Source organism: Amycolatopsis eburnea, assembly GCF_003937945.1.
Taxonomy (GTDB): domain Bacteria; phylum Actinomycetota; class Actinomycetes; order Mycobacteriales; family Pseudonocardiaceae; genus Amycolatopsis; species Amycolatopsis eburnea.
Genome location: NZ_RSEC01000058.1, coordinates 327391 through 354017 on the forward strand (window position 1 = coordinate 327391; position 26627 = coordinate 354017).

The following is a 26627-nucleotide window of genomic DNA, read 5'->3' on the forward strand; positions in this document are numbered from 1 at the left end:
GAAGGTTCTCCCTCCCCGGCTGAGATCGTGCTGAGAGCCGCCGCACGACCTGCGCGAACCCGCCATGATGAACCTCGTGAAACCTCGGGTGCTGGTGGTCGACGACGAACCGGGCGTGCGGAAGGCGCTGCAGCGCGGGCTGCGCGCGGAGGACATGGACGTGGTCACCGCCGCGGACGGGCCCACCGGGCTGCAGCTGGCGAGCACGGGCTCCTTCGACGTCATCCTGCTCGACATCATGCTGCCGGGCCTGTCCGGCTACCGCGTGCTGGAGCGGCTGCGCAAGGACGGCGTCACGACGCCGGTGCTGCTCGTCTCGGCCAAGGACGGCGAGATCGACCAGGCCGACGGGCTCGACCTGGGTGCCGACGGCTACCTCGTCAAGCCGTTCTCCTTCGTGGTGCTGGTCGCGCAGGTCCGCGCGACGCTGCGCCGGGCAGGTCCGGACGCGAGCCGCGGCACGCTGCGGCTCGGCGCGCTGGCCGTGGACCGCGGGCTGCGGCAGGTGCACTGGAACGGCGTGGAGGTCGGGCTGAGCCCGCGGGAGTTCGCGCTGCTCGAAGTGCTCGTCGGGCGCGCCGGCACGGTCGTCACGAAGGACGAGCTGCTGCGCGCGGTCTGGGGCGAGGAGCAGGCCGTGACGCGCAACCTCGTCGAGGTCTACGTCGGATACGTACGCCGTAAGTTGGACGCGGTCGGCGCCGGCGCGTTGCTGCGGACCGTGCGCGGGCACGGCTACCTGGCCTCGGACGCGGAGCTCGACGAGGTCATCACCCCGTGACCGGGTGGTGGCGGGGCCGGTCCCTGCAGGTCCGGATCACCCTGCTGGCCGCGACGATCACCCTGGCCTGCCTGCTCGGGTTGGCCGCGCTGGCCGCGTCGAACCTGTCGCCGCTGCTCATCGGCTCGGTCGACCGCGAGCTGTCGGCCGCGCTCGGCCCGGCCGGCGCGGAGGTGAGCGCCGGGCGGCCGCTGTCCGGCGCGGCGCCGGTGACGCTGCGGGTGCTGGACACCGCGGGCGCGCCGGTGGACGGCGGGACACCCCCTGGCCTTACGTTGTACGACGTCTCGGCGCTGAAGGCCGGGCAGCCGGTGCAGCGCGACGGCGCGCGGTACCTCGGCACCGTCGTCAGCGCGCCGGACGGGGCGCAACGCCTGGTCGTCGCCGGTGCGGGCCTGGTCGGGTTCTCGGCCGCGGTGCACTACGGCGGGGTGTGGCTGGTCGTCGTCGCGTCGGTCGGGGCGCTGGTCGCGGGCTTCGCGACGTGGCTGGTGGTGCGCCTGTCGCTGCGGCCGGTCGCGCGCATGCGGGGCTCGGTGCGGGCGCTGCCGCCGGGCGCGCGGCTGGCGCTGCCGGACTCCCACGACGAGCTGCGCGCGCTGGCGGAGGAGTTCAACGCGCTGCTGGCGCGGCAGGAACAGGCGGCCGAGCGGCTCCGGCGGTTCACCGGCGACGCGGCGCACGAGCTGCGCTCGCCGGTCGCGTCGATCCGGGTGCAGGCCGAGGTCGCCGTCACGAACCCGGATCCGGAGCTGGCCCAGGAAACGCTGTCGGACATCCTCACCGAGGCCGAGCGGCTGTCGTCGTTGCTGGACGGGTTGCTGTCGCTGGCGCGGTCGGACGCGGGCGAAGTGCCGCCCGCGTCGCCGGTCGAGCTGGTGAGCGAGGTCCGCTCGGCCGTGGCCCGGCTGCCGGCGGAGGCACCGGAGACGCGCGTGAACACGGCGGTGGCGCAGGCCTGGGCGTCGGCCGCGCACGCCGAAGTGGAGCTGGTGCTGGACAACCTGCTGCGCAACGCCTGCCGCTACGCGCGCGCGGAGATCGTGGTGTCGGTGCTGGCGACCCGTTCGACGGTCCGGGTGGTGGTCGACGACGACGGTCCGGGCATCGCGCCGGAGCACCGCGAGAAGGTGTTCGACCGCTTCTACCGGATCGCCGACGACCGGGCCCGGTCGTCCGGCGGGACCGGGCTCGGGCTGGCGATGGTGGCGGAGACCGTCCGGCGGCGCGGCGGGCGGGTGCAGGTGGGCGAGTCCCCGGACGGCGGCGCGCGCTTCGTCGTGGTCTGGCGCGTGGCAGGCGGCGCTGGGGCTTCCGGGTAGATTCCGGGGCTGTGAACGGTGTGATCGTCGGTGCCGCCCTCGTGCGGGACGGGAAGCTGCTCGCCCAGCAGCGCGCCTGGCCCGCCGACCACGCGGGACAGTGGGAGCTGCCGGGTGGCCGGGTCGAAGCCGGCGAATCGGACGCCTTCGCACTCGCCCGGGAGTGCAGCGAGGAGCTCGACGTCGTCATCGAGGTCGGGGCACGCGTCGGGGAGGACGTCGCCCTGCCCGGCGGGAAGGTGCTTCGCATCTACGCGGCTTCGCTCGTTTCGCCCGGCGGGGAGCCGCGGGCCGTCGAGCACCGGGCCGTGCGCTGGCTCGGGCCCGACGACCTCGACGACGTCGACTGGCTGCCCGCCGACCGGATCCTGCTCCCTGACCTGCGCGCGCTGCTCAGTTAGCCCCGATCATCCGCAGGGCCGCGTCGAGCCGGTGGGAGCCGCGCTCGCGGGCGCGCTCGGCACCCGCCTTGCGGACCCGGTCCAGCTCCGCGACGTCGCCGAGCAGCGTTAACGCTCGTTCACGCAGTGGCCGCAGCTCGTCGATCACCGCGTCGGCGACGGCGTCCTTCACCGCGCCGTACGAGGTGAACTCCGAAGCCAGGTCCGCCGGCGAGCCGCCCCGGCAGGCGGCCAGGATCTCCAGCAGGTTCGCCATCCCCGGCCGGGTCTCCGGGTCGTGCTCCGGCACCGAACCGCCGTCGGTGACCGCGCGGCGGATCTTGCGGCGGATCTGGTCCGGCTCGTCCAGCGCGAACACCACGCCGGCCGCGTCGCGCGTCGACTTCGACATCTTGCGCGCCGGGTCGGCGAGGTCCTTCACCCGCGCGCCCGCCGGCGGGAGGACCGCCTCCGGGATGGTGAAGACCTCGCCGTACGTGCTGTTGAAGCGCTTGGCGAGCGTGCGCGTCAGCTCGACGTGCTGCCGCTGGTCCTCGCCAACCGGGACCTCGGCCGCGCCCTGGAGCAGGATGTCCGCGGCCATCAGCGCCGGGTAGGTCAGCAGCGACAGCCGCACCCCGGCCTGACCTTTGGACTTCTCCTTGAACTGGATCATCCGCGCGGCCTCGCCGTAGTTGCAGGTGCACTCCAGGACCCAGGTCAGCGCGCCCAGCTCGCGGGCCAGGTCGGACTGGACGAACACGCGCTCGGGCTCGATGCCGGCGGCGATCAGCACGGCCAGCTGCTCGTGCGCCAGTGATCGGAGTTTCGCCGGGTTGTGCGGGGTCGTCATGCCGTGCAGGTCGGCGACGAAGTACAGGTCGTCCGCGCCGCCCTCCAGCGCCCAGCGGCGAACCGCGCCGAGGTAGTTGCCGAGGTGGACGTGACCGGACGGCGTGATCCCGGACAGCTTGGTCATGTGTCTTCCTTTCGAGGTGGGACCACCCCGGAGAAGGCACGAAAAAGGCCGCCCGTCCGGGGCGGCCGCTGGGAGTTCAGCGCAGGACTAGACGGCCGCCGAGGGCGGCCACCAGCTGGAGGTCTGCGCGTGCACGGCACGACCATACCCCGGTCCGTCACCACTTCGCATCGTCCGGACGCGGACTCGCGCGAACGGGGTTACGGTCTTAGCCATGTATGTCGTCCTGCTGAACTACACGGCCCCGATCGAAGAAATCGACTTGGCACTCCCGGACCACGCCGAGTGGCTGAACAAGCAGTACGAGCACGGCCACTTCCTGGCGTCCGGGGCGCGGAACCCGCGCACCGGCGGCGTGATCATCACGCGGCCGATGTCACGCGGGAAGCTCGACGCCATCCTGGCGACCGACCCGTTCTGCGTGCAGCACCTCGCGAAGTACGAGGTCATCGAGTTCTCACCGACGAAGACCGCGCCGGAGCTCCGGCTGGTCAACGAGGCCATCCCGCACTAGGCGGCCAGGTCCAGCTTCGCCTTCTTCAGGGCCAATACCGGGCACTTCTTGCAGCGCGGCTTCGACCGGCAGCACTTCTTCTTGACCTTGCCGGCCTTCATCAGCTTGCGCACGACCTTCCGCGGGTCGTCGTGCTTCTTGCCCACGCGCACGCACCTTCCGGATCGGCGACCTTCACCGGGTTTCCACGTTAGGTCAGCCTAACCGCCAGGGGGGCGTGGGGCCGCTCACAATGGGGTGGCAGGTATCCTGGGTGAGGTCCGCGTGTGACCAGAGCCGGTCACGGGATGCCTGAACGGCTTGCGCGGCCACCCACCCCTTGAAGTTCAGGAGTTCTCGCGTGCCCGCAGCCAGCGCTACCGTCGAAACCGGCCGGCCGACCGGTAAGACCCGGCCCGACCTGCGCAACGTCGCGATCGTCGCCCACGTCGACCACGGCAAGACGACCCTGGTCGACGCCATGCTCCGCCAGTCCGGCGCCTTCGCCGAGCGGGCCGAGGTCGTCGACCGCGTGATGGACTCCGGTGAGCTCGAGCGGGAAAAGGGCATCACCATCCTCGCGAAGAACACCTCGATCCACCGCCAGACGCCCGAGGGCCAGGTGACGATCAACGTCATCGACACCCCCGGCCACGCCGACTTCGGCGGCGAGGTCGAGCGCGGCCTGGCCATGGTCGACGGCGTCGTCCTGCTGGTCGACGCGTCCGAGGGCCCGCTGCCGCAGACCCGTTTCGTACTGCGTAAGACGCTCGAGGCCCGGCTCCCGGTGATCCTGCTGGTCAACAAGACCGACCGGCCGGACGCGCGGATCTCCGAGGTCGTCGAGGAAACCCACGACCTGCTGCTCGAGCTGGCCAGCGACATCGAGGACGCCGACCACGACGCGATCCTCGACCTCCCGGTCGTCTACGCCTCCGCGCGCGCCGGCAAGGCGAGCCTCGAGCAGCCCGCCGACGGCGAGGTCCCCGAGAGCGAGAGCCTCGACCCGCTGTTCGACACGCTGCTCCGGCACGTGCCGCCGCCCGCCGCCGACCTCGACGCGCCGCTGCAGGCGCTGGTCACCAACCTCGACGCGTCGAACTTCCTCGGCCGCATCGCGCTGATCCGCATCCACGCCGGCAAGCTGCGCAAGGGCCAGACCGTGGCCTGGATGCGCGAAGACGGCACGGTGCAGAACGTCCGCATCTCCGAGCTGCTGGTCACCGAGGCGCTCACCCGCGTCCCGGCCACCGAGGCCAGCGCGGGCGAGCTCGTCGCCATCGCCGGCATCCCGGACATCACGATCGGCGACACCCTCGCCGACGTCGACAACCCGGTGGCGCTGCCCCGGATCACCGTCGACGAGCCCGCGATCTCGATGACCATCGGCGTCAACACCTCGCCGCTGGCGGGGCGCAACGGCGGCGACAAGGTCACCGCGCGGCTGGTCAAGGCGCGCCTCGACCAGGAGCTGATCGGCAACGTCTCGATCCGCGTCCTGCCGACCGAGCGCCCCGACACCTGGGAGGTCCAGGGCCGTGGCGAGCTGGCGCTGGCCATCCTCGTCGAGCAGATGCGCCGCGAGGGCTTCGAGCTGACCGTCGGCAAGCCGCAGGTGGTCCTGCGCACGATCGACGGCAAGCTGCACGAGCCGTTCGAGCGCCTCTACATCGACTCGCCGGAAGAGCACCTCGGCGCGATCACCCAGCTCCTGGCCGCCCGCAAGGGCCGCATGGAGGACATGAGCGGCAACGGCACCGGCCGGATCAAGCTCGAGTACGTGCTCCCGTCGCGCGGCCTGATCAGCTTCCGCACCGACTTCCTCACCGAGACCCGCGGCACCGGCATCGCGAACCACGTGTTCGAGGGCTACTTCCCGTGGGCGGGCGAGATCCGCACCCGCCACAGCGGCTCCTTGGTCGCCGACCGCACCGGCCCGGTCACCGCGTACGCGATGATCCAGCTGGCCGACCGCGGCACGTTCTTCGTCGAGCCGGGCGCCGAGGTGTACGAGGGCATGGTCGTGGGCGAGAACCCGCGCTTCGAGGACCTCGACATCAACATCACCAAGGAGAAGAAGCTGACCAACATGCGTCAGTCCTCCGCCGACGTGATGGAGACGCTGGCCCGGCCGCGCAAGATGGGCCTGGAAGAGGCGCTGGAGTTCTGCTCCGTCGACGAGTGCGTCGAGGTCGCGCCGGAGGTCGTCCGGGTCCGCAAGGTCACCCTGGACGTCAACACCCGCGCGAAGGAGCGTTCGCGCGCCAAGAGCCGCGACAACGGCTGATCCGCGAGACCGCGAAAAGCCTCCCGGCGCGTGCCGCCGGGAGGCTTTTTCGTGCCTTCTCCCGTCACCCCCGGTGGAAAGGCGGCGGACGCGTTGTCACGAAATCCGGTTGCCTTCTCCTTATATCTTTATAGGGCGTCGCACGGCGTCCCCGAGCGTTCCGCCGTTCCGGAACGGTCCGGGAACCCGGACGGTGGTCCGCGCGTCCTTTTCCATAGCGGCACGACGGGGCGGTGCGCCCGGCCGATCCGGGTATGGGAATCTCGGTTCCGGCCGCGAAGGCGGTCGTGGGAGCATGGCTGACCCGATCGGCTGAATCTGGGAGGAACGGGGCGTGCGGGTGAATCGCAAGGCGGTGCCGGTACTGGCACTCGCGGCCGTGCTGCTCACCGCGTGCTCCAACACCCCGCCACCCCCGGTGGTGTCCTCGTCGGTGACGCCGGTGTCCACCACCGGCAAGACGCCGTCGCAGATCGTCGTCGGCGTCGACGACGTGCTCGGCGGGTACAACCCGCACAACCTCGCGGACTCGTCCCAGGTGACCTCGGCGCTGTCGCAGCTGCTGCTGCCCTCGGTGTTCCGCCAGAAGGACGACGGCAGCACCCAACTCGACAAGAACCTCATGAAGTCCGCCGAGGTGGTCTCGCAGCAGCCGTTCGTGGTCGCCTACGAGATCCGGCCGGACGCGTCCTGGTCCGACGGCGCGCCCATCGCCGCCGAGGACTTCGACTACCTGCGCACGCAGATGCGCGACCAGCCCGGCGTCATCGAGCCCGCCGGCTACCGGCAGATCACCGACCTGCAGTCCCGCGAGGGCGGCAAGCGCGTCGAGGTCACCTTCGCCAAGCCGTACCCCGGCTGGCAGGCGCTGTTCTCCGGCCTGCTGCCCGCCCACCTGCTCAAGGACGCGCCCGACGGCTGGCGCGGCGCGCTCGCGGCGAACTTCCCGGCCGTGGCCGGCCCGTTCTCGATCAAGAGCATCGACACCGCCCGCGGCGAGGTCATCCTCGAGCGCAACGAGCGCTACTGGGAGAAGCCCGCGGCGATCGACCGGATCGTGCTGCGCCGGTCGGACCAGAACACCCTGCTGGCCGCGCTGCAGAGCGGCAACGACCAGTTCGCGCTGGCCCGGACCAGCGGCGACGAGCTCAAGCGGCTCGGCGAGCTGGGCGCGGCCGTGCGGCTGCACACGGTGGCCCGGCCGGTGGTGGCCGGCGTGCTGCTGCGCCCGGTCAGCGCCACCCTGCAGGACGCCCAGGTCCGCGCCGGGGTCGCCGCGTTCCTCGACCGGAACAAGCTGATCACCGAGGGCGTAGCCGGCGGCCCGTCGTCGACGCTGCACGCCGACGCCCAGGTCAAGGCGCCGTCGGAAGCCGGGTACGCGGCGACCATCCCGCCCGGCCCGCCGACCGCGCCCGACGTCGCCAAGGCCGAGCAGTCGCTGAAGGCGGCGGGTTACGCCAAGACGGCGGGCACCTGGCGCAAGAACGGCAAGGCGCTCTCGCTCGTGATCGCCTCCCCGGGCACCCAGGAGCCGTACGCGTCGATCGCCAAGGAGCTCACCGCCCAGCTCGTCGCGCAGGGCATCGAGGTCAACGCGATCACCCCGCAGCCGCGCGACCTGTTCGGCGGCCTGCTCGCGATGCCGGTCGTCAACGGCGTCCAGCAGCCGACCGGCGACTCGGCGGGCAACGTCGGGATCGACATCGCGGTCGTGCCGCAGGCGGTCGGCGGCGACCCGGCCTCGGTGCTCGCGTCGACCTTCGGCTGCCGCCCCGAGCAGACGGCCACCGGCGCCGACCCGGCCAAGCCCGTCGTTCCGGGCAATTCGGCCGGCTTCTGCGACCCGGCGCTGCAGCCGTCGATCGACGCGGCGCTGTCCGGATCGACGCCCGCCACCGAAGCCCTCACCACCCTTGAGCCTGAACTTTGGCGTCAGAACGTGGTGATCCCGTTGTTCCAATTGGCTGACACCCTGGCGATCGGATCGGGCATCTCGGGCGTCACACCAGGTCCCCCCATGGTGGGCCCATTCGGGTCCGCGGTGAACTGGACTCGCGGCCCGAAGTAATCACGCGACTACGCATTCAGTACTACCGGGTGATCTTCACCGACGCCTTCGAGTGGGTGGCCGTGAATCCGTGAGGTAACCGTCGTATTTCTGGATGTCCACTGGAAGTCACCCTTTGGTCACGATCGACCCTGAACTGGTGACTGTCGGTGCTTTTCCTTTCTAGCGTGCTCCCGCAGTGCGCCAGTTGAGTGTCGCTTGGCGTGTCGTAGGCTCCGGCCCATCCAAACCGGAGCGGTGTGGGCCCTTGTCCCGATATTCAAGGGCTCAGTGCTAGGAGGGCACACTTCATGAGGAGATCCAAAGCAGTCTCCGCTTTGTCGCTCGTCGCCGGCGCTTCGCTGCTGCTGAGCGCCTGCAGCGGTGGTGATTCGGGTTCGGGCAGCACCGATCAGAACGGATCGTCGACCGACGTCAAGTCGATGGCTGCCGGCAAGGCCGAGACCGGTGACCTGTTCAAGCTCGCGGACACCCCGGGGTACGACGGCACGGTCACGATCGGTATCGACGACGGGTACTCGGGGTACAACAACCAGACCCCGGACACCAACAGCTCGTACAACAACTACGTCCTGACCGCGGTGCTCTCCGGTACGTTGAAGCTCGACGGCAACAACAAGGTGCTGCTGAACAACGACGTCTTCGAGTCGTGGGACGTCACGCAGAAGGACCCGCAGCAGGTCACCTACAAGATCAAGCCGAACGTCAAGTGGTCGGACGGGCAGGCGTACGACTGCAAGGACCTGTACCTGGCGTGGCTGTCGCAGAGCGGCCTGGCCAAGGGCCCGGACGGCAAGAACCCGTTCAACTCGGCCTCGACCACCGGGTACTCGCTGATCAAGACCGCGACGTGCAAGGACAACCTGACCTTCGTCACGGACTACAGCGAGCCCTACCTGGACTACAAGGGCCTGTTCAACGCGCCGGCGATCATGCCCGCGCACGTCCTCGAGGCCAAGACCGGCATCGCGGACATCACGAAGCTGGCCCCGACCGGCGACCCGGCGCAGATCAAGGCCGCCGGTGACTTCTGGTCGAACGAGTGGAAGGGCTTCAAGGCGGACATCATGCCGTCGTCGGGCCCGTACAAGATCACCGCGTTCGACGCCAACCAGAAGGCCGTCACCCTCGAGAAGAACCCGATGTGGGTCGGCGGCAAGGGTGGCCCGTCGAAGATCATCGTCCGCGCCATGGAAGACACCAAGGCGATGGCGACCGCGCTGCAGAACGGTGAGATCGACGTCGCGGCGTCGACCCAGCCGGACGCCACCGCGGCCCAGACGATGAAGGGCCTCGCGGCCCAGGGCGTGACCTACGGTTCGGCCTCGCAGCTGACCTACGAGCACCTCGACCTGAACTTCAAGCGCATGTTCGCCGACAAGGACCTCCGCAAGGCGTTCCTCGAGTCGGTCAACCGCAAGGAGATCACGGACAAGCTGCTCAAGGAGGTCCAGGCGGACGCGGAGCCGCTGAACAGCGTCGTCTTCTTCCAGGGTGAAGAGGGCTACACCGACCTGTACAGCAGCAAGGCGGGCCTGGGCGCCGACGCGGCGGCCAAGACGCTGACCGACGCCGGCTGGGTCAAGGGTGCCGACGGCATCTTCGCGAAGAACGGTGTGCGTGCCTCGTTCAAGATCACGCACAACCAGAACGCGCGCCGCAGCCAGACCGTCGAGATCATCATCTCGCAGGCCAAGGCGGCCGGCATCGAGGTCAAGGACGAGACCGACGCCAACTTCCTCAAGGGTGGCCGCGTCTCGACCGGTGACTACGACGTCGCGCTGTTCGGCTGGTCGGCCCAGCCCTTCAAGGCGGAGTCGAAGTCGATCTACGTCTGCCCGGACAACGGTGGTGAGCAGAACTACCAGGCGCTGTGCGACAAGAAGATCGACGACGCCTACACCGCCGCCGTGAAGGCGACCGACGAGCAGGTCAAGCTGCAGAAGTACCAGGAGGCCGACAAGGCCATCGCGGACGACTACGCGACCCTGCCGCTGTTCCAGACGCCGAGCATGTGGGCGTTCAAGGGCATCGACCGCGTCTACATGCAGTCGTACGACGGTGTGCTGTGGAACGTCGGCGAGTGGGAGCAGAAGAAGTAGGGCTCGTCCCGCCTCTTCTTTCCCCTCGCTCCAGATGACCTGGGAGGTACCGGGGTCCGGCCACAAGCCGGGCCCCGGTACCCACCGGAAGTAGCTGTTGACCGTAGGGTTACCGCCACTACGGTAGACAACCGGGTAGCGGTCCAGCGCACTTCTGACGACCAGGCCCGGATGAGGAGCAGTTCGTTGAACCTGGTGATCTACATCCTTCGCCGTCTGGCGATATCGATTCCCGTCCTGCTGGTCGGGACTTTCTTGTGTTTCGTCATGGTCGCCGGCACCGGTGACCCGCTGGGCGAACTGCGCCAGAACCCGCAGATCAGCAAGGAAGCGCTGGCCGCGACGGCCGCCAAGCTCGGTCTCGACCAGGGCATCATCCCGCGCTACTTCACGTGGCTCGGTGACTTCCTGAGCGGCGACTGGGGCATCTCCATCGCGCAGGGCAACGCCCTCGCGCCGGTGGCCCCCAAGGTGATGGCCGCCTTCGGCGTCACCTTCAAGCTCGTCGTCGGCGCCGAGATCCTCGCGCTGATCATCGGCATCATCGTCGGCGTCCTGGCCGCCGTGAAGCAGTACTCGATCATCGACTACATCGCGACCACCCTCGCCTTCCTGCTCTTCTCGATGCCGATCTTCTGCGTCGCGATCGTGCTGAAGCGCTACGCGATCGAGATCAACGGCTGGGTGCGCGACCTGGGCCTGTCGGACGTCCTGGGCAACCCGTGGCTGCGCACGACCAGCCCGGAGCAGCTGCGGACCGACGGCGTCGGGGACTTCATAACCAGCACCATCGGCGCGTACCTGCTGCCGACGCTGTCGATCATGGCGATCAGCTTCGCCGCGTACAGCCGGTTCCAGCGCGCCTCGATGCTCGAGGTCATGGGCTCGGACTACGTGCGCACCGCGCGCGCCAAGGGGCTCGGCAACGGCCGCGTCATCTTCCGGCACGCGTTCCGCAACGCCCTGATCCCCGTGACGACCCTGTTTTCGGTGAACTTCGGCTCGGTCCTGGCCGGCGCCATCATCACCGAGACGGTGTTCAACTGGCACGGTATGGGCACATTGCTGGTGGAAGCCGTCACCAAGAACGACACTCAGGTGATGATGGGTTGGCTCGTGGTGATCGCCAGCAGTGTCATCGTCGCCAACCTGATCGCCGACCTGATGTACGGCATCCTGGACCCGAGGATTCGCGTTGGCTGACTTGAACTCTCTTCTCGCGACGGAAAAAGCGGCCGCCGACGGCACGCTCCCGCCGGACGCGCTGCCGGAGCCGCGCAGCCAGGGCAAGCTGGTCCTGCGGAAGTTCCTGCACCACAAGCTGGCGATGGCCTCGACGGCGGTGCTGCTGCTGATCGTGCTGATCAGCGTGATCATGCCGATCTTCTGGAAGCACAGCTACCAGGACAGCTCGTTCCCGTCCTTCGCCAAGCCGAGCGGGGACTTCCCGCTGGGCACGACCCAGGTCGGCAAGGACATGGTGTCCCAGGTGCTCCGCGGGACGCAGTACTCGCTGCTGATCGCGCTCACCGTGTCGATCCTCGCGACCGTCATCGGCGTCGTGTTCGGCGCGGTCGCCGGCTACCTGCGCGGGTTCTCCGACTCGGCGATCTCGCGGGTGACGGACCTGTTCCTGATCATCCCGCAGATCGCCGCGGCGGCCATCCTCGCCAAGGTGTTCGGCGGCGGTTCCTGGTACATCGTCGCGCTGGTCCTGGCGGCGTTCGGCTGGATGCAGATCGCCCGCATCACCCGCGCCGAAGCGATGTCGCTGTCCCAGCGCGAGTTCGTCGACGCGGCGCGCGCTTCGGGCGCCGGCACGTTCCGGATCATCTTCAAGCACCTGGTGCCGAACATGGTCGGCAGCATCACGGTCAACGCGACCCTCGCGGTCGCGCAGGCCGTGCTGGCGGAAGCCGCGCTGTCGTTCATCGGCCTCGGTGTCCAGCTGCCCGACACCTCGCTGGGCCGCGTCATCCTGGAGAACTACGCCCAGCTGCAGACGCGGCCGGCGCTGTTCTTCGGGCCGTTCATCGTGCTCGTGCTGATTTCACTGACGATCAACTTCATCGGTGACGGTCTTCGCGACGCCTTCGACCCGCGCCAGCGGAGAATGAAGGCCTGAACGCGCGACGCGGGGGTGACCGGGGTTCCGGTCACCCCCGCGCTCGTTCTCGCCGCGGGATCGCCGGACCTGGGGGTTTCGGATGAACCTTGTGCTCTACGTGCTCAGGCGGCTGGCCATCTCCATCCCGGTCCTGCTGGTCGGCACGTTCCTCTGCTTCGTCATGGTGGCCAACACCGGCGACCCGCTGGGCGAGCTCCGCAGCAAACCGGGCATCAGCGCGGCGGCGATCGCCGACACCGAGCACAAGCTCGGCCTCGACCAGAGCGTCATCGCCCGCTACTTCACCTGGCTCGGCCACTTCCTGACCGGCGACTGGGGCATCTCGATCGCCCAGGGCAACGCGTTCACGCCGGTGGCGCCGAAGGTCATGGCCGCGTTCAACGTGACGCTGGAGCTGGTGCTGGCGGCGTCCGTGCTGGCGCTGGTCTTCGGCGTGCTGGTCGGGGTCCTGGCGGCGGTCAAGCAGTACTCGATCTGGGACTACGCCGCGACGACGCTGGCGTTCCTGATGTTCTCGATGCCCATCTTCTGCGTGGCGATCGTGCTGAAGGGCTACGCGATCCGCGCCAACATCTGGGTCCGCGACCTCGGCCTGGCCGACGTCCTCGGCGACCCCTGGCTGCGCACGACGAGCCCGGAGAGCCTGTCGGCGACCGGGGTGGGCGACGCGCTCGCGAAGTACGTCGGCGCGTTCCTGCTGCCGACGCTGTCCATCATGGCCATCACGTTCGCCGCGTACAGCCGGTTTCAGCGCGCGTCGATGCTGGAGGTGCTGGGCGCCGATTACGTGCGCACAGCGCGCGCCAAGGGCGTCTCGAACAGCCGCGTGATCTGGCGCCACGCGTTCCGCAACGCGCTGATCCCGGTGATGACGCTGTTCTCGGTCAACTTCGGCGCCACGGTGACGGGCGCGATCATCACCGAGACGGTCTTCAACTGGCACGGCATGGGCACGCTGCTGGTCGAGGCGGTCAACAAGAACGACCCGCAGGTGCTGATGGGCTGGCTGGTGGTGATCGCGGCGAGCGTCGTGATCGCGAACCTGGTCGCGGACCTGCTGTACGGCATCCTGGACCCCCGCATCCGCGTGGGCTGAGCGCGGTCACCACAGCTCGGCCGCGGCGGCCACCCGTTCGCGGAAGGCTCGGGCGTCTTCGGCCGGCAGGGCGTGGGCGACGAGGTCCAGGACGTGGCGCAGCTCGTCGGGATCGGGGCAGCACTGAAGGACTCCGCACCCGGACGCCGGGTCCCACAGGCGGTGGAACGGGTGGCGCACGAACGCTTCCCACGCTCGCAGCGCCTCGGCCGCGGCCCCGGGCCACAGCCGCGTGCGTTCGAGGCGGACGAGGCTCGCCAGCCCCCGAGGTGAGAGGCCGCTGAGCGTGGGGACCCGCTCGCCCGCCGTGCGGCGGCGAGGGGAGTCCGCGCGGACCCGGGCCGGCGGTCTACGCGCCATTGCCCTTTCGCGTGGTCGACATGGGCCGATTTTCGCACAGCGAAGGGCCCCTGCCTGAAAGCCAGGCAGGGGCCCTTCAGCGCGTCAGGGCCTCAGTCGGCCACCGGGGCCAGCCGGCCGGCCTCCCAGGCCGCGCGGCGCTCGGCCTGCAGCACCGGGTCCGCCACGGGCGCCGCCGACAGCAGGCGCTTCGTGTACTCCTGCTGCGGCGAGTGCAGCACCTGGTCACGGGTACCGACCTCGACCAGCTTGCCGTGCTGCATCACCGCGACGCGGTCGGCGAGCAGGTCGACCACCGCGAGGTCGTGGCTGATGAACAGGCACGCGAACTGCAGCGACTGCTGCAGGTCGAGGAAGAGGTCCAGCACGCGGGCCTGCACCGACACGTCCAGCGCCGAGGTCGGCTCGTCCGCGATGAGCAGGGCCGGGTCGAGGGACAGCGCGCGGGCGATGGCCACGCGCTGGCGCTGGCCGCCGGAGAGCTCGTGCGGGTAGCGGTTCATGTAGTGCCCGCCCAGCTCGACCTTGTCGAGCAGCGAGCGCACGCGCGCCGACAGCTCCTTGCCGGAGAGCACCTTGTGCAGCACCATCGGCTCGGCGATCGACTCGCCGATCGTCATCTTCGGGTCCAGCGTGGACGCCGGGTCCTGGAACACGATCGAGAAGTACCGGCGAAGCGGGCGAAGCTCCTTCGCCGACATCTTCGTGATGTCCTTGCCCGCGATGGACACCGTGCCCTCGGTCGGGTCGAGCAGGCGGATCGCGCAGCGGCCGACCGTCGACTTGCCCGAACCCGACTCGCCCACCAGGCCGACGATCTCGCCCTTGGCGATGGTCAGCGACACGTCGTCCACCGCGCGGTTCTTGGCCTGGCCGCGGCGGCCCGGGTACTCGAGCACGAGGTTCTTGATCTCGAGGGCCGGCGCGGCCTCCTCGATCACGGCCTCCAGCTCGGCGTCGGCCAGCCGGATCTCCTCGGCGATCTTGGCGGCCTCGGTGCTGTCGGCGTCGATGCCCGTGTCGTCGAGCAGCCGGCGGCCCTCGGGGCGCTGGCCGAGCACCGGCACCGCGGCGAGCAGCCGCCGGGTGTAGTCCTCCTTCGGCGACGCGAACAGCTCGCGCACCGGCGCCTCTTCCACGATCTCGCCCTGGTACATGACGATGACGCGGTCGGCCATGTCGGCGACGACGCCCATGTCGTGGGTGATCAGCACGATCGCCGTGTCGAGCGTGTCGCGCAGCTTGCGCAGCAGGCCGAGGATCTCGGCCTGGACCGTGACGTCGAGCGCGGTGGTCGGCTCGTCGGCGATGATGACCTTCGGGTCGCAGGAGATCGCCATGGCGATCACGACGCGCTGGCGCAGACCGCCGGAGAGCTGGTGCGGGTACTGCTTGAACCGCAGCTCCGGGTTCGGGATGCCGACCATGTCGAGCAGCTCGACCGCGCGCTTGTCCGCGGCGGCCTTCGAGATGTCGAGGTGCGAGCGGAGGGACTCGCGCAGCTGCCAGCCGACCGTGTAGACCGGGTTCAGCGCGGTCATCGGCTCCTGGAAGATCATCGCGACCTGGTTGCCGCGGATCTTCTGCATTTCCTTCTCTTTGAGATCCGCCAGGTTGCGCTCGCCGAGGCGCAGCTCGCCGGCGATCCGGCTGGTCTTGGGCAGCAGGCCCAGCACCGACATCGACGTGACGGACTTGCCGGACCCGGACTCCCCGACCACGGCGACGATCTCGCCGGGCTGCACGTCGAACCCGATGCCCTTGACGGCGTTCACGACGCCGTCCTCGGTCTGGAACGACACGCTGAGGTCGGAGATCGACAGAACGGATCCGGACACGCCGGCGACGTCCGCCGAAGTTGCTTCAGTGCTCACCAAGATGCCCTTCGTGGGGGTACAGACGATCGCGACGCGGCGGTCGCGACTCGCGCGAGGATAACCGAGGGTGTCCCCGACGAAGGTCGGAGCACGGGAATTACGCTCAACCCGTGATCTCCCCGGTACCGCGCAGGCTGCTGCTCGTCCACGCCCATCCCGACGACGAGAGCATCACCACCGGCGCCACGATCGCACGATACGCCGCCGAAGGCGCCGAGGTGACCGTGGTGACCTGCACGTTGGGTGAGGAAGGCGAGATCATGCCCGGCCTGGCGGAGCTGTCCGGGCTGGGCGCCTGGGCCGCCGACCAGCTGGGTGGCTACCGCGTCAGCGAGCTGAAGGCCGCGTGCGCCGCGCTGGGGGTGACGCGGCACCGTTACCTCGGCGGGATCGGCCGGTGGCGCGATTCGGGCATGGCGGGCACGCCGTCGGCGTCGCACCCGCGGGCGTTCACCGGGGGCAGCGCCGAAGAGCAGGCCACGCAGCTGGCGGAGATCCTCGACGAGGTGCGCCCCCAGGTCGTCGTCACCTACGACGCGTTCGGCGGCTACGGCCACCCCGACCACATCCGCGCGCACGAGATCACGATGGCGGCGGCCCCGCGGGCGGAGTCGGTGGCGCGGGTGTTCCACACGGTGGCGTCGAAGAACGCGGTGCGCACCGGGTTGAGCGCGCTGCGTGCCGGCGCGCCCGAATACGGCGTCCCGGCCGACGAAGAGCTGCCCACGACGCCGGACGAAGAGATCACGACGGTGCTCGACGTCGCCGCGCACCTCCCGGCGAAGGTGGCGGCGCTGCGCGCGCACGCGACGCAGCTCGCCGTCGTCGACGGTCTCGTCCCGTACTTCGCGCTGACGAACGAGGTCGCCCAGCCGATCGCCGCGCAGGACTTCTTCGTCCTGGCGCACGGCCCCCGCGAGGGTGCGGCGGACGACCTGTTCGGCGGACTGTGACCGTGGAGCCGCTGACCTGGGAGCAACGGCTGTTCCTGCTGCTGCTCGGCTTCGACACGGTGCTGCTGGCGCTGCTCGAGCTGTTCTTCCTGCCGCTGCGGATCGGGGTCGTGCCGCTGCCGGTGACCGTCCTGGTCGGCGCCGTCACCACGCCGTGGCTGGTGTCGACCGCGGGGAAGCTGGTGCGGCCCGCTCTTTCGTGGGTACCCCTGGCCGTGTGGGTGCTCGTCGTGTTCGGGGTCGGCATGCTGGGGCCAGGCGGTGACCTGGTGCTGATCCAGGACTGGCGGGCGCTGCTGCTGCTCGGCGCGAGCGCGCTGCCGGGCGCGCTGGTGCTCGGCGGCGGGCTGGGCCGTGCGGTGGGAAGGGGAGCGGGACGTGGCTGAGGCGATCTCCGACAATCAGGTCGTGGCGGTGCTGCGGCCGTTCGTGCGCGCGTGCGGGCCGATGCTGGACGCGCTGCGCGAGTCCGACCCGTTCGGCCTCCAGGCTCGCGCGGCGGACGACCTGGTCGAGGTCGAGTCGGGCCTGAAGGCGAAGCTGATCCACGGCGTGACGTCGGTGAAGGTCCCCGGCACGGCGGCGTGGGCCCGGATGACGGGCTACGACCGGTCGAGCTGGTGGATGAACCGCGTCGGCCGCTTCACGGCGCTGCTGACGTCGATCCCGGGCCTGGGCGGCGCGCTGGCCGACCGGCTGCCGGTGCAGGACGCGCTGGGCGCGGCGTCGCAGGGGCTGCTGCTGTGCGCCATCGCGGGCGAGTACGGCGTCACGGACGTCGGTACGCGCGTGCGGCTCATCGCCTGGGTGCTCTTCGAGCGCGACATCGACGCGGACCTCGCGGCGGGCAAGCATGCGGAGCACGACGAAGCCGCCGAGGCGGACGAAGCCGCGAAGCTGACCGAGGAACTGACGGCGTCGGAGAAGAAGCACGGCAAGGCGACGATCAAGGCGGCCGGGCGCACGCTGTGGCGGCTCGGGCGGGGGCTGCTCGGGATCACCGGGGAACTGGAGAAGCGCCCGCGCGGCAACTTCCTGCACCGTGCGATCGGGATGTTGCCGGTCGTCGGCGCGGCGGGCGACTACCTCGGCGAGCGGTCGGGGTTGCGGGTGGCGTGGAAACGCGCGCACGTCTGGCTGACGGAGCACCGTGCCTGAGCTTCCCCGCGGGGTGGTGGGGTCGATGATGCCGCCTGCATCACGCGCCTCGCGGCGATGATCCGGCCTGTATCACCGAGCACTGGTCGCGGCGCACCGAGCTGACGGAGCACCGCACCTGAGCTTCCCGCGCGGTGCTCCCGCCAAACCTCAGTTCCAGAACTGGAAGACGCTGAACCCGATCTGCGCACCGTCCACATAGCCCCCGAAGGCGCCGAAGATCGAGTACGAGGCGTTCCACAGGAGCGCGTTCGCCGGCTTGATGAACCACAGGATCGCGAACAGGATGATCGGCGCCCACGGGCGGACCTGCGCGCCGATCTCCCGGGCGCGCGGGGGCAGGTACGGCTCGATCGCGCCCCAGCCGTCGAGGCCGGGGATCGGGAGGATGTTGAGGATGAACGTCACGATCTGCAGCAGCGCCAGGTAGGACATCGCGATCACCAGGCCGCCCGCCATCGGGACCAGCGCGACCACCAGTGCCAGCGCCGCGCCGACCGCGAGGTTGCTCAGCGGGCCCGCCAGCGACACCCACGACGACGTCCCGCGCGAGCGCAGCGCGCCGCGGTTGATCCAGACCGCGCCGCCGGGGAGCGGGATGCCGCCGATGATGAGGAAGATCAGCGGCAGGACGATCGACAGGACCGGGTCGGTGTACTTCCGCACGTCCAGGGTGAGGTAACCCTTGTGGGCGACGCTGTAGTCGCCGCCGCGGTAGGCGACCATCGCGTGGCCGAACTCGTGCAGCGACAGCGACGCCACCCAGCCGGCGGCGACGAAGATCACGACGCCCGCGATGAGCAGCGGGTCGCGGTCGCGGACGAAAACGGTGTTGATGTCACCGAACGCGGCCATCGCCCCGCCGGCGACGGTGAGCGCGAGGATGCCGAGGAAGACCGGGCTGGGGCGCACTGCTGACTTCTGCACGAGTCCCAGTCTTCCGTATGCCCGGTGTGAAGTTACCGGCGTGTCCCCTTGCGCGATCGGGCTCCGACGTCCCCCGAACTCGCTACTCCGCTTGACCTGACCGCACTACACGGGTGTAATCACAGTGATGTCATTCGCCGCCAGAGGGGGCGGCGAGTGTCGTTTCACCACCGCCAGCCTGGGGAGTGCTAGGGAGCGAGGAGGCGGACGTGCGGTTGGAAGCCGATGGTAAGGAATGGGGGCACGTCATGGGTTGGGGCGAGATCCCGGAGCAGGCTCTGGGAGATCTCACCGAGCTCATCGATGCCACCGAGGAAGAGCAGGATTGGCAGGAACGCGCTCTGTGCGCGCAGACGGACCCGGAGGCGTTCTTCCCCGAGAAGGGCGGCTCCACCCGTGAAGCCAAGCGGATCTGCCTGGGCTGCGAGGTCAAGGACGAGTGCCTTGAGTACGCGCTGGCCCACGACGAGCGCTTCGGCATCTGGGGCGGTCTGTCCGAGCGGGAGCGCCGCAAGCTGAAGAAACGCGTCGTTTGAGGGGGAGTCACCGGTGATGCGTCGCGTCACCGGTGATTCCACGTGGTGAACGCTCGGCGTGGGTTCACCACCGGGTGACGGACCGGGGCCGTAGGGTGGCCGCACCGACCCGCCGCCTGATCTGGAGCGTTCGTTGCCCCGCACCGCCGCGCCGCCCGTCCTGCGCACCGCGCCCGTTCTGGCCATTGTGGTCTGTCACAACGGTGAGAACTGGCTGCCGCTGGCGCTTTCTTCGTTGCGCCGCAGCACCGTCCGGCCCCGGCACGTGCTCGCCGTCGACACCGGATCCACCGACGCGACCCCGCGGCTGCTCGCCGAAGCGGCCGAGGACGCCGGGTCGGATTCTTCTCCCGTGCTGTCCGGGGTCATCACACTTTCGAGCGACACCGGCTTCGCCGCCGCGGTCGCCGAAGCCGTCGAGCACGCGACCGAACGCTGGGGCGACCCCGGGTCGTGGCTGTGGCTGCTGCACGACGACTGCGCGCCCGAGCCGGACTGCCTCGACGAACTCCTGCGCGTCGCCACGAAAACGCCGTCGGCGACCGTGCTCGGCGCGCTCGGGCTCGACTGGACCGATCCACGGCTGATCGTCGAAGCCGGCCTGTCCACCGACGCGTCCGGGCACCGCCAGCAGATCGCCGCGCTCGGCGACGAACCGGCCGAGGTGCTCGCCGTGCCCAGCGCGGGGTCCCTCGTGCGCCGCGACGCCTGGGACGACCTCGGCGGCTTCGACCCCGGATTCCCGTTGCTGCGCGAGGATCTCGACTTCGGCTGGCGCGCCAACGCCGCCGGCGGGCTCGTCCTCTCGGTGCCGACCGCGCGGGTGCGGCACGCGCGCGCCGTCACGACCGGCCGGCGCGCGGCGGACGCCGTCACCGCGTCCCTGTCCGCCACGAACCGCGCTCACGGCCTGCGCGTCTTCCTGGTGAACTGCTCGCCGTTTTCCTTCTGGCTGGGGATGATCCGGCTCCCGGTGCTCTCGGTGCTGCGCGCGCTCGCCTTCGTCCTGCTGCGCCGCACCGGCGAAGCGCGGGCCGAGTTCGCCGCGGCCGCGTACCTCCTCAGTGGACGCGGCGGATTGCGCGCCGCCCGTGCCCGCCGGCGGCGGAATCCGCGGCCGGGCACGGTTCGCGGGCTCTTCACCGGACGCGTCACCCGGCTCCGCAACGCTTTCCGCGCGGGTGTGGTCGGCCTGGTGCGCCGGGGCGTCGAGAGCGACGTCGCGCTCGGCCGGGTCCCCGAGACCGTCGAAACCGAGTCGGCGTGGGTGACGCCGGAGGCGCTCGATGCCCGCGAGACCCGTCCCGTCGGGCCCGGCGCGCTGCCGGCCGGCGCGCTGCGCGGGCTCAGCTCGCGCGGGTCCGGGCTGCGGCGGCCGGGCACGCTCGTCGCCGTCGCGCTGCCGGAAACCCCGGCGCCGGAACCGGTCTCCGCCGAACCGGCTTCCGACGGACCGGTTTCCGACGAAGCGGCCGAGCCCGAACTCGTCTTCGTCGAGGTGAACCGGCGGCGGGTGCTCGCGGCCACGATCTTCGCGCCGCCGGTGGTGCTGCTCGTCGTGATGACCGCGCTGGGGCTGGTCGTCAACCGCGCCCGGCTCGGCCTCGACCTCTTCGGCGGCAAGCTGCTCCCGGTCGGCGGGCTGGGCGAGCTGTGGTCGTCGTACCTCGCGCCGTGGCACGCGATCGCGGGCGGCACCGGCGCTCCGGCGTCGGCGACGCTGCCGGTGCTCGGCACGCTCGGCGCGGTCTTCGCCCCGCTCGGCTGCCCGGCCGCGCTCGTCGCGATCCTGCTCCTCGGCGACATCCCCCTGGCGGCGCTGAGCGCGTACGCGGCGACGAGGCGGCTTCGCGTCCGACGCTGGGTTCGCGCGGTCGTCGCGGCGACGTACGCGCTCCTGCCCGCCGCGACCGCCGGGGTGGCGCAGGGCCGGCTCGACGTCGTCGTGGTGCACCTGGTGCTGCCGCTGGTGGCCGCGGGCATCGCCGGGCTGCTCGTCCACGCGGACACGCGCTGGCTGCACGTGTCCGCGCTGTCGGCGTTCGGGGTGGCGCTGCTCGGCGCGTTTTCCCCGTTGGCGCACGGGCTCGCGCTCGCCGGGCTGCTGGTCGGGTTCGTCGTGCTGCCGGCCCCGACGGGACTGGCCCGGCGGATCGCGTCGGTCGGCATCGTCGTGCTGCTGCCGCTGGCGCTGCTGCTGCCGTGGCCGACCGTGCTGCTGCGGCACCCGGAACTGCTCGTCCAGGGCCTGGGCGGCGCGGCCGCGGCGGTGTCCGGCACCGACCTGGCCGGCCTCGACCCCGGCGGGCCCGGCGCGTGGCCGATCGGCGTCGCGGTGATCGCCGCGGCCCTCGTGGCGGTGGTCGTCCGCCCGACGAAGCTCGCCGCGGGCGGCCTCGCGCTGGCGGCGCTGGGCGCGGGCGGCCTGGTCCTGGTGCGGCTCGTGACGGCGCCCCCGATGCAGGGCGGCGCGGCGGCGCACGGCTACGCGGGCGTCCCGCTGCTGATCATCGGCGCCGGCCTGCTGTGGGTCGTGCTGGGTTCGTGGCAGCGCGGCGGTTCGGCGGGCGTGCCGTCGCCGTGGCTGCCGCAGGTGATGGCGGTGGCCGGCGTGGTGGTGTTCCTGGCGCTGGCGGGCGGCGCCGTCGCCGTCGGCGGCCAGGGCCCGCTGCGCGCGGGCTCGCGGCCCGCGCTGGCCCCCGAAGTCGCGGCGGAGCTGTCGGCGTCCGGCCGGTCGGTGCTCGACCTGGCGGCCGACGCGACCCGCCAGATCGGCGGCCGCCTGCCCCACTACGGCGACGACGAACTGGCCCCGACCCCCGGCACCCCGGCCCGCCTGGCGGCGTGGCGCCGCGACCTCGGCCAGGGCGACGCGGCGGCGGTCCAGCGCACGTTCGCGGCCGCGGCCGCCGCCGGCGTGGAGTACGTGGTGCTGCCGCCGGGCGCGGACCCGCGGGCGTACCCGCCACTGGCGAAGGACCTGGTGTCGGTGGCCGCCCCGACGTCGGACGGCCGCGGCGTGCTCCGCCTGCTCGCCCCGGCGGGCCAGGTGATCTTGATCTCGCCGGAGCAGGCGAAGGCAGCGGTCACGGGCGGCGGCGCACCGGGTCTGGCGCCGGGCGTGGCGCCGGTGCAGGCGGGTCTTCCGGACGTGCGCGTCCGGGTGTCGGACGGCCCGACCGGCCGCCTGCTGGTGCTGGCGGCGGAGCAGGAAGCGGGCTGGAAGGCTTCGGTCGGCGGCAAGAGCGTGCCGATCGTGCCGGCGTGGGGGCACCAGGTGTCGGTGTCGGTGCCGCCGGCGTCGTCGGAGGTGACGGTGGAGTACCCGGGGACGGAGCGGAACCTGCTGTTGCTGGCCCAGCTGGCGGCGGTCCTGTTCACGGTGCTGACGGCGGTCCCGGCCCGGCGCCGCCCTTGACCCGGCTCTGGGCCGGGCGCTACTCGCCTTCGATGACGTCCGGCTCCACGCCCAGGTACCCCGCCACCTGCTCCACCAGCACGTCGTGCACCAGCTCGGCCAGCTCCGACGGGTCCTTCGCCCGCGCCTCCAGCGGCCGCCGGTACAGCACGATCCGGGCGCGGGTCGGCAGGCCCGTGCGGTCCACACCGGCCGGGACCAGGCGCGACAGCGGCACCGCGCCGTCGTGGAGCACGCCGTCCGCCGGGGAGTGGCCGTTCTCGCGGATCTCCGGGACGTCGTCCACCGCCACGTCGAGCTTCGTCAGCTCGTGGCGCCAGCGGGCCTCGATCGGTTCGAGCGCGTCGAGCACCAGCGCGTCGAACCGCTCCGCGCGGCTCGCGGCGGCGGGCAGGGTCGCCGGGTACAGCGTCCCGCGCAGGCCCCGGCCGTGCCGGTCCCGTCGCAGGCGCCGCCGCTGTCGGTAGTCACGAGCCGTCGCCACTCCGGAAGTCTATGCGGTCGGCGCGTCCCAGCGCGTGTCGCTCCTCCTACCTTGCGGCGACGCGCTATCGTTTCGGATCGTGCGGAACGTACGGAAGTGTTCGCGTACCGGCTGCCTGGAGCCGGCTGTGGCCACGCTGACGTATGCCTACAGCGACTCCACCGCCGTCGTCGGCCCGCTGGCCACCGCCTCCGAGCCGCACTCCTACGACCTCTGCGAAGCCCACGCGCTGCGGCTGACCGTCCCGAAGGGCTGGGAAGTCGTCCGGCACGAAGGCGCGTTCGCCGCGCCGGACCCGTCGGCCGACGAGCTGACGGCGCTGGCCGAGGCCGTGCGTGAGGCCGGCCGTTCCGACAAACCCGCTCCCGCGCCCGAGCCGGACGGCCCCTCCGGGCGCCGCGGTCACCTGCGCGTGCTCCCGGGTCGCGCCTGAGCGCGTAACCCGCGACCACCGCCGGTAGGCTTTCCGCGCGGCGCAGCGGGCGCCAGGACGACTAATCGCGGGGAGACGGCGTGCCAGACCTTTCGGGCATCGTGAAGGCCTACGACATTCGCGGCGTGGTCGGCGAGCAGCTCGACGCGGACCTCGTTCGCGACTTCGGCGCCGCGTTCGCCCTGCTCATCAAGCCGGAGGCGCCGTCGGTGGTGATCGGCCACGACATGCGCGACTCCTCGCCGGGGCTGGCCGCGGCCTTCGCCGAGGGCGTCACCTCGCAGGGCCTCGACGTCGTCAGCATCGGCCTGGCCAGCACCGACCAGCTCTACTTCGCGTCGGGCTCGCTGAACCTGCCGGGCGCGATGTTCACCGCCAGCCACAACCCGGCGAAGTACAACGGCATCAAGCTCTGCCGCGCCGGCGCGTCCCCGGTCGGCCAGGACACCGGCCTCGCCGAGATCCGCGACACCGTCGAGCAGGGCGTCCCCGGCTTCGAGGGCCAGCGCGGTTCGGTGACCGAGCGGGACGTCCTCGCCGACTACGCCGCCTACCTGCGCAACCTGGTCGACCTGTCCGGCAGCCGGCCGCTGAAGATCGTGGTCGACGCCGGCAACGGCATGGGCGGGCACACCGTCCCGACCGTCTTCGCCGGGCTGCCGATCGACATCGTCCCGATGTACTTCGAGCTCGACGGCAGCTTCCCGAACCACGAAGCCAACCCGCTCGACCCGAAGAACATCGTCGACCTGCAGGCGAAGGTCCGCGAGGTCGGCGCCGACGCCGGGGTCGCCTTCGACGGCGACGCGGACCGCTGCTTCATCGTCGACGAGCGCGGCGAGCCGGTTTCGCCGAGCGCGATCACCGCGCTGGTCGCCGTCCGCGAGCTGGCCAAGGACCCGGGCGGCACGATCATCCACAACCTGATCACGTCCAAGGGCGTGCCGGAGATCGTCGCCGAGCACGGCGGCAAGCCGGTCCGCACCCGCGTCGGCCACTCGTTCATCAAGGCCGAGATGGCCAAGACCGGCGCCATCTTCGGCGGCGAGCACTCGGCGCACTACTACTTCCGCGACTTCTGGCGCGCCGACACCGGCATGCTGGCGGCGCTGCACGTCCTCGCCGCGCTCGGCGAGCAGAGCGGCCCGCTGAGCGAGCTGACCAGCGCGTACTCGCGCTACGCCGCCTCGGGCGAGATCAACTCCACGGTCGACGACCAGGTCGCGAAGATGATGGCGGTCAAGGACACCTTCGGCACCCGCTCCGGTGTCGAGGTCGACGAGCTGGACGGCCTCACCGTGCAGCTGCCGGGCGGCGCCTGGTTCAACCTGCGCCCGTCGAACACCGAACCGCTGCTCCGGCTGAACGTCGAGGCCGCGAACGCCGAGGCCGTGCAGGGCCTGGTGGACGAAGTGCTCGCGATCATCCGCAACTGACCCCACCCCACCCCTAAGAAGGGTGCGTAGGGGCCGAACTGTGTCCTGAAGTGCTCTTCACCACAGTCCCCCGCGTGGTATGGAGGAACCATGGCCATCACGCTCGACGCCCAGCTCCTCGAGATCTTGGCGTGCCCGTCGCCGGATCACGCCCCGTTGCGCCCCGGCGCACCGGACGATCCCGAGGCCGACGCGCTGACGTGCACGGAGTGCGGCCGGGTGTACCCGGTGCGTGACGGGATCCCGGTGCTGCTCCTCGACGAGGCGACGCAGCCCGGTACCAACGGAACTTCCGATGCCGACAGTGCTTGACGACACCCTGCTCGACGACCCGGCGCGGCTGGCCGAGGCCGACAGCGCGGGGCTGCTGCGGGCCGCCGCGATGGCCGGCGCCCAGGTGCGGGCGACCGCCGAGCTCGCCGCCGAGCTGGAGCTGTCCGAGCGGCTCGACATGGGGCGCCCGCGCGCCGTCGTGCTCCTCGACCGGCCGGGCGTGTCCCGCACGCTCACGCGGCTGCTGGCCGCGCTGCTGACGCCGTCGTGCCCGGTCCCGGTGGTCGTCGCCGAGGTCGTGCCGAGCTGGATCGGCGCGCTCGACGTCGTCTTCGCGCACACCGACGACCCCGGCGACCGCGAGCTCGCGGCGTCGCTGGAGCGCGCCGCCCGCTACGGCGCTTCGGTGGTGCTCTCCGCGCCGTCGGAGGGGCCGGTGGCGGCCGCGGTGGCGGGCAAGGGCCTGCTGCTGGCGCCGCGCGTCCCGGTGCCGCCGGAGCTGGCGTTCCCGCGCGGCCTGGCCGCCGGGCTGCTCACGGCGAACGCGCTGGGACTGCTGATCTCCGACGTCCAGGTGCTGGCCGACCAGCTCGACCTGGAGGCCGAGAAGGACTACCTGGCCCGGGAGTCGTTCGCGAACCCGGCGAAGGCGCTCGCGCTGCGCGTCGCCGAGCGGGTGCCGCTGCTGTGGGGGCTCGACCCGGTCGCGGTCGCGGTCGGCGAGCACGCGGCGCACGCGTTCGCCGCGCACGCGGCCATGGTCTGCGACGTCGAGGACTATCGTCAGGCCCTGGCGCGGCCCGCATTGCGGCGGGCGGCGCAATCAGGGGGTTCCGAGCGTGACATCTTCGCCGACCCGGACGATCCCTCTGGTGACATCCCCACCCGGGTGCTGCTGCTCTCGGTGCGCACCGGTCCCGCGACGGACGCGGCGCGGTACCAGGCCGAGGACCTGCTGCCGGGTGCGGACGTCATCGCACCGGCCGAGGAGATCGAGGCCGACGAAATCGTGCGGGCCGCGGTGCTGGCGCTGCGGTTCGAACTGGCGGCGGTCTATCTCGGGCTGGCGGCGGGCAGCATCGGCGGCGCAGGCCGCTACGCGCCCGCGACGGCGTGAGACCCGCCGAGCACCG

General features: G+C 71.2%; 25 protein-coding genes. 19 read left to right on the forward strand and 6 right to left on the reverse strand.

The genetic code is table 11. The annotated features are described in order from the left end of the window. The first annotated feature begins 64 nt into the window (after positions 1-64). The 3 genes from EIY87_RS26950 to EIY87_RS26960 are packed head-to-tail and all read left to right on the forward strand — an operon-like array spanning position 65 to position 2504. Positions 65-781, forward strand: coding sequence for a response regulator transcription factor (locus tag EIY87_RS26950; protein ID WP_191984283.1), 717 nt, complete (start codon positions 65-67; stop codon positions 779-781). Beyond that, complete coding sequence (locus EIY87_RS26955) at positions 778-2103, forward strand: sensor histidine kinase (protein WP_125312669.1); 1326 nt, start codon at positions 778-780, stop codon at positions 2101-2103. Before EIY87_RS26950 ends, EIY87_RS26955 begins: the two co-directional genes overlap by 4 nt. A gap of 11 nt (positions 2104-2114) precedes the next feature. Beyond that, positions 2115-2504 (forward strand): (deoxy)nucleoside triphosphate pyrophosphohydrolase, encoded by a 390-nt coding sequence (locus tag EIY87_RS26960; protein ID WP_125312670.1) that lies wholly within the window; start codon positions 2115-2117, stop codon positions 2502-2504. On the opposite strand, the gene trpS is transcribed toward EIY87_RS26960, so the two are convergent. After that, positions 2497-3462, reverse strand: a complete 966-nt coding sequence (gene trpS, locus EIY87_RS26965) for a tryptophan--tRNA ligase (protein WP_125312671.1) — start codon at positions 3460-3462, stop codon at positions 2497-2499. The two genes, EIY87_RS26960 and trpS, sit on opposite strands and share 8 nt — an antisense overlap. A gap of 214 nt (positions 3463-3676) precedes the next feature. Between trpS and EIY87_RS26970 the strand changes: the two genes are divergently transcribed. Then, complete coding sequence (locus EIY87_RS26970) at positions 3677-3976, forward strand: YciI family protein (protein WP_125312672.1); 300 nt, start codon at positions 3677-3679, stop codon at positions 3974-3976. Here the strand turns inward: EIY87_RS26970 and EIY87_RS48105 are convergent. Beyond that, the gene (locus tag EIY87_RS48105; RefSeq protein ID WP_166641800.1) at positions 3973-4122 is read right to left on the reverse strand and encodes a hypothetical protein; all 150 of its coding nucleotides are present in this window, start codon (positions 4120-4122) and stop codon (positions 3973-3975) included. The genes EIY87_RS26970 and EIY87_RS48105 overlap by 4 nt on opposite strands. Before the next feature lie 194 nt (positions 4123-4316). Here EIY87_RS48105 and typA point away from each other — a divergent pair, with 194 nt between their 5' ends. The 6 genes from typA (at position 4317) to EIY87_RS27000 (ending at position 13639) form a co-directional block, all read left to right on the forward strand. Further along, a complete protein-coding gene (gene typA, locus EIY87_RS26975) occupies positions 4317-6242 on the forward strand; it encodes a translational GTPase TypA (RefSeq protein ID WP_125312673.1) in 1926 nt (641 codons plus the stop codon). A 334-nt stretch (positions 6243-6576) separates the two neighbouring features. After that, on the forward strand, positions 6577-8313 hold the full coding sequence (locus EIY87_RS26980) for an ABC transporter family substrate-binding protein (RefSeq protein WP_125312674.1): 1737 nt from the start codon (positions 6577-6579) through the stop codon (positions 8311-8313). Positions 8314-8603: 290 nt separating this feature from the next. Continuing rightward, a complete protein-coding gene (locus EIY87_RS26985; protein WP_191984284.1) occupies positions 8604-10415 on the forward strand; it encodes an ABC transporter family substrate-binding protein in 1812 nt (603 codons plus the stop codon). 186 nt (positions 10416-10601) lie between these two features. Beyond that, positions 10602-11618: an ABC transporter permease gene (locus EIY87_RS26990; RefSeq protein WP_125312675.1), complete on the forward strand. Its 1017-nt coding sequence runs from the start codon at positions 10602-10604 to the stop codon at positions 11616-11618. Continuing rightward, positions 11611-12540, forward strand: coding sequence for an ABC transporter permease (locus EIY87_RS26995; RefSeq protein ID WP_125312676.1), 930 nt, complete (start codon positions 11611-11613; stop codon positions 12538-12540). Before EIY87_RS26990 ends, EIY87_RS26995 begins: the two co-directional genes overlap by 8 nt. Positions 12541-12622: 82 nt before the next feature. Further along, a complete protein-coding gene (locus EIY87_RS27000; RefSeq protein WP_125312677.1) occupies positions 12623-13639 on the forward strand; it encodes an ABC transporter permease in 1017 nt (338 codons plus the stop codon). A 6-nt stretch (positions 13640-13645) separates the two neighbouring features. Here the strand turns inward: EIY87_RS27000 and EIY87_RS27005 are convergent, their stop codons facing one another. Together EIY87_RS27005 and EIY87_RS27010 are read right to left on the reverse strand one after the other, a co-directional pair. After that, the gene (locus EIY87_RS27005) at positions 13646-13999 is read right to left on the reverse strand and encodes a hypothetical protein (RefSeq protein ID WP_225440060.1); all 354 of its coding nucleotides are present in this window, start codon (positions 13997-13999) and stop codon (positions 13646-13648) included. Positions 14000-14091: 92 nt separating this feature from the next. Next, positions 14092-15873: an ABC transporter ATP-binding protein gene (locus EIY87_RS27010; RefSeq protein WP_191984285.1), complete on the reverse strand. Its 1782-nt coding sequence runs from the start codon at positions 15871-15873 to the stop codon at positions 14092-14094. A gap of 113 nt (positions 15874-15986) precedes the next feature. Here EIY87_RS27010 and mshB point away from each other — a divergent pair, with 113 nt between their 5' ends. From mshB to EIY87_RS27025, 3 genes are read left to right on the forward strand one after another with little or no spacing between them, the layout of a single operon-like run. Continuing rightward, the gene (mshB, locus tag EIY87_RS27015; protein ID WP_125312678.1) at positions 15987-16829 is read left to right on the forward strand and encodes an N-acetyl-1-D-myo-inositol-2-amino-2-deoxy-alpha-D-glucopyranoside deacetylase; all 843 of its coding nucleotides are present in this window, start codon (positions 15987-15989) and stop codon (positions 16827-16829) included. Further along, on the forward strand, positions 16826-17215 hold the full coding sequence (locus tag EIY87_RS27020; RefSeq protein WP_125312679.1) for a hypothetical protein: 390 nt from the start codon (positions 16826-16828) through the stop codon (positions 17213-17215). Before mshB ends, EIY87_RS27020 begins: the two co-directional genes overlap by 4 nt. Then, positions 17208-17987: a hypothetical protein gene (locus EIY87_RS27025; RefSeq protein ID WP_125312680.1), complete on the forward strand. Its 780-nt coding sequence runs from the start codon at positions 17208-17210 to the stop codon at positions 17985-17987. The genes EIY87_RS27020 and EIY87_RS27025 overlap by 8 nt, the downstream gene beginning before the upstream one ends. Before the next feature lie 150 nt (positions 17988-18137). Here EIY87_RS27025 and EIY87_RS27030 read toward each other — a convergent pair whose 3' ends face one another. Continuing rightward, on the reverse strand, positions 18138-18899 hold the full coding sequence (locus EIY87_RS27030; RefSeq protein ID WP_125313546.1) for a site-2 protease family protein: 762 nt from the start codon (positions 18897-18899) through the stop codon (positions 18138-18140). A 263-nt stretch (positions 18900-19162) separates the two neighbouring features. Between EIY87_RS27030 and EIY87_RS27035 the strand changes: the two genes are divergently transcribed. After that, entirely contained in the window at positions 19163-19450 is a 288-nt protein-coding gene (locus EIY87_RS27035) for a WhiB family transcriptional regulator (protein WP_163046930.1), read from the forward strand. Positions 19451-19583: 133 nt separating this feature from the next. Then, a complete protein-coding gene (locus tag EIY87_RS27040) occupies positions 19584-22868 on the forward strand; it encodes a glycosyltransferase family 2 protein (protein ID WP_125312682.1) in 3285 nt (1094 codons plus the stop codon). A 19-nt stretch (positions 22869-22887) separates the two neighbouring features. On the opposite strand, the gene EIY87_RS27045 is transcribed toward EIY87_RS27040, so the two are convergent. Beyond that, positions 22888-23352, reverse strand: a complete 465-nt coding sequence (locus EIY87_RS27045; RefSeq protein WP_158641364.1) for a metallopeptidase family protein — start codon at positions 23350-23352, stop codon at positions 22888-22890. Between the two features lie 79 nt (positions 23353-23431). On the opposite strand from EIY87_RS27045, the gene EIY87_RS27050 reads away from it, so the two are divergent. The 4 genes from EIY87_RS27050 to EIY87_RS27065 all read left to right on the forward strand — a co-directional run bounded on the left by EIY87_RS27050 (position 23432) and on the right by EIY87_RS27065 (position 26611). Beyond that, the gene (locus tag EIY87_RS27050; RefSeq protein ID WP_125312683.1) at positions 23432-23785 is read left to right on the forward strand and encodes a DUF3499 domain-containing protein; all 354 of its coding nucleotides are present in this window, start codon (positions 23432-23434) and stop codon (positions 23783-23785) included. Between the two features lie 80 nt (positions 23786-23865). After that, positions 23866-25221: a phosphomannomutase/phosphoglucomutase gene (locus tag EIY87_RS27055; protein WP_125312684.1), complete on the forward strand. Its 1356-nt coding sequence runs from the start codon at positions 23866-23868 to the stop codon at positions 25219-25221. A 90-nt stretch (positions 25222-25311) separates the two neighbouring features. Next, on the forward strand, positions 25312-25533 hold the full coding sequence (locus EIY87_RS27060; protein WP_086865627.1) for a Trm112 family protein: 222 nt from the start codon (positions 25312-25314) through the stop codon (positions 25531-25533). Further along, positions 25517-26611, forward strand: coding sequence for a hypothetical protein (locus tag EIY87_RS27065; RefSeq protein ID WP_191984286.1), 1095 nt, complete (start codon positions 25517-25519; stop codon positions 26609-26611). The genes EIY87_RS27060 and EIY87_RS27065 overlap by 17 nt, the downstream gene beginning before the upstream one ends. The last annotated feature ends 16 nt before the right edge of the window (positions 26612-26627 follow it).

Coding starts and splice junctions, on each gene's coding strand:
- EIY87_RS26950 (WP_191984283.1), top strand. CDS start 65: ATGATGAACCTCGTGAAACCTCGGGTGCTGGTGGTCGACGACGAACCG.
- trpS (WP_125312671.1), bottom strand. CDS start 3,462: ATGACCAAGCTGTCCGGGATCACGCCGTCCGGTCACGTCCACCTCGGC.
- EIY87_RS26970 (WP_125312672.1), top strand. CDS start 3,677: ATGTATGTCGTCCTGCTGAACTACACGGCCCCGATCGAAGAAATCGAC.
- EIY87_RS26985 (WP_191984284.1), top strand. CDS start 8,604: ATGAGGAGATCCAAAGCAGTCTCCGCTTTGTCGCTCGTCGCCGGCGCT.
- EIY87_RS27000 (WP_125312677.1), top strand. CDS start 12,623: ATGAACCTTGTGCTCTACGTGCTCAGGCGGCTGGCCATCTCCATCCCG.
- EIY87_RS27005 (WP_225440060.1), bottom strand. CDS start 13,999: ATGGCGCGTAGACCGCCGGCCCGGGTCCGCGCGGACTCCCCTCGCCGC.
- EIY87_RS27035 (WP_163046930.1), top strand. CDS start 19,163: ATGGGTTGGGGCGAGATCCCGGAGCAGGCTCTGGGAGATCTCACCGAG.
- EIY87_RS27060 (WP_086865627.1), top strand. CDS start 25,312: ATGGCCATCACGCTCGACGCCCAGCTCCTCGAGATCTTGGCGTGCCCG.
- EIY87_RS27065 (WP_191984286.1), top strand. CDS start 25,517: ATGCCGACAGTGCTTGACGACACCCTGCTCGACGACCCGGCGCGGCTG.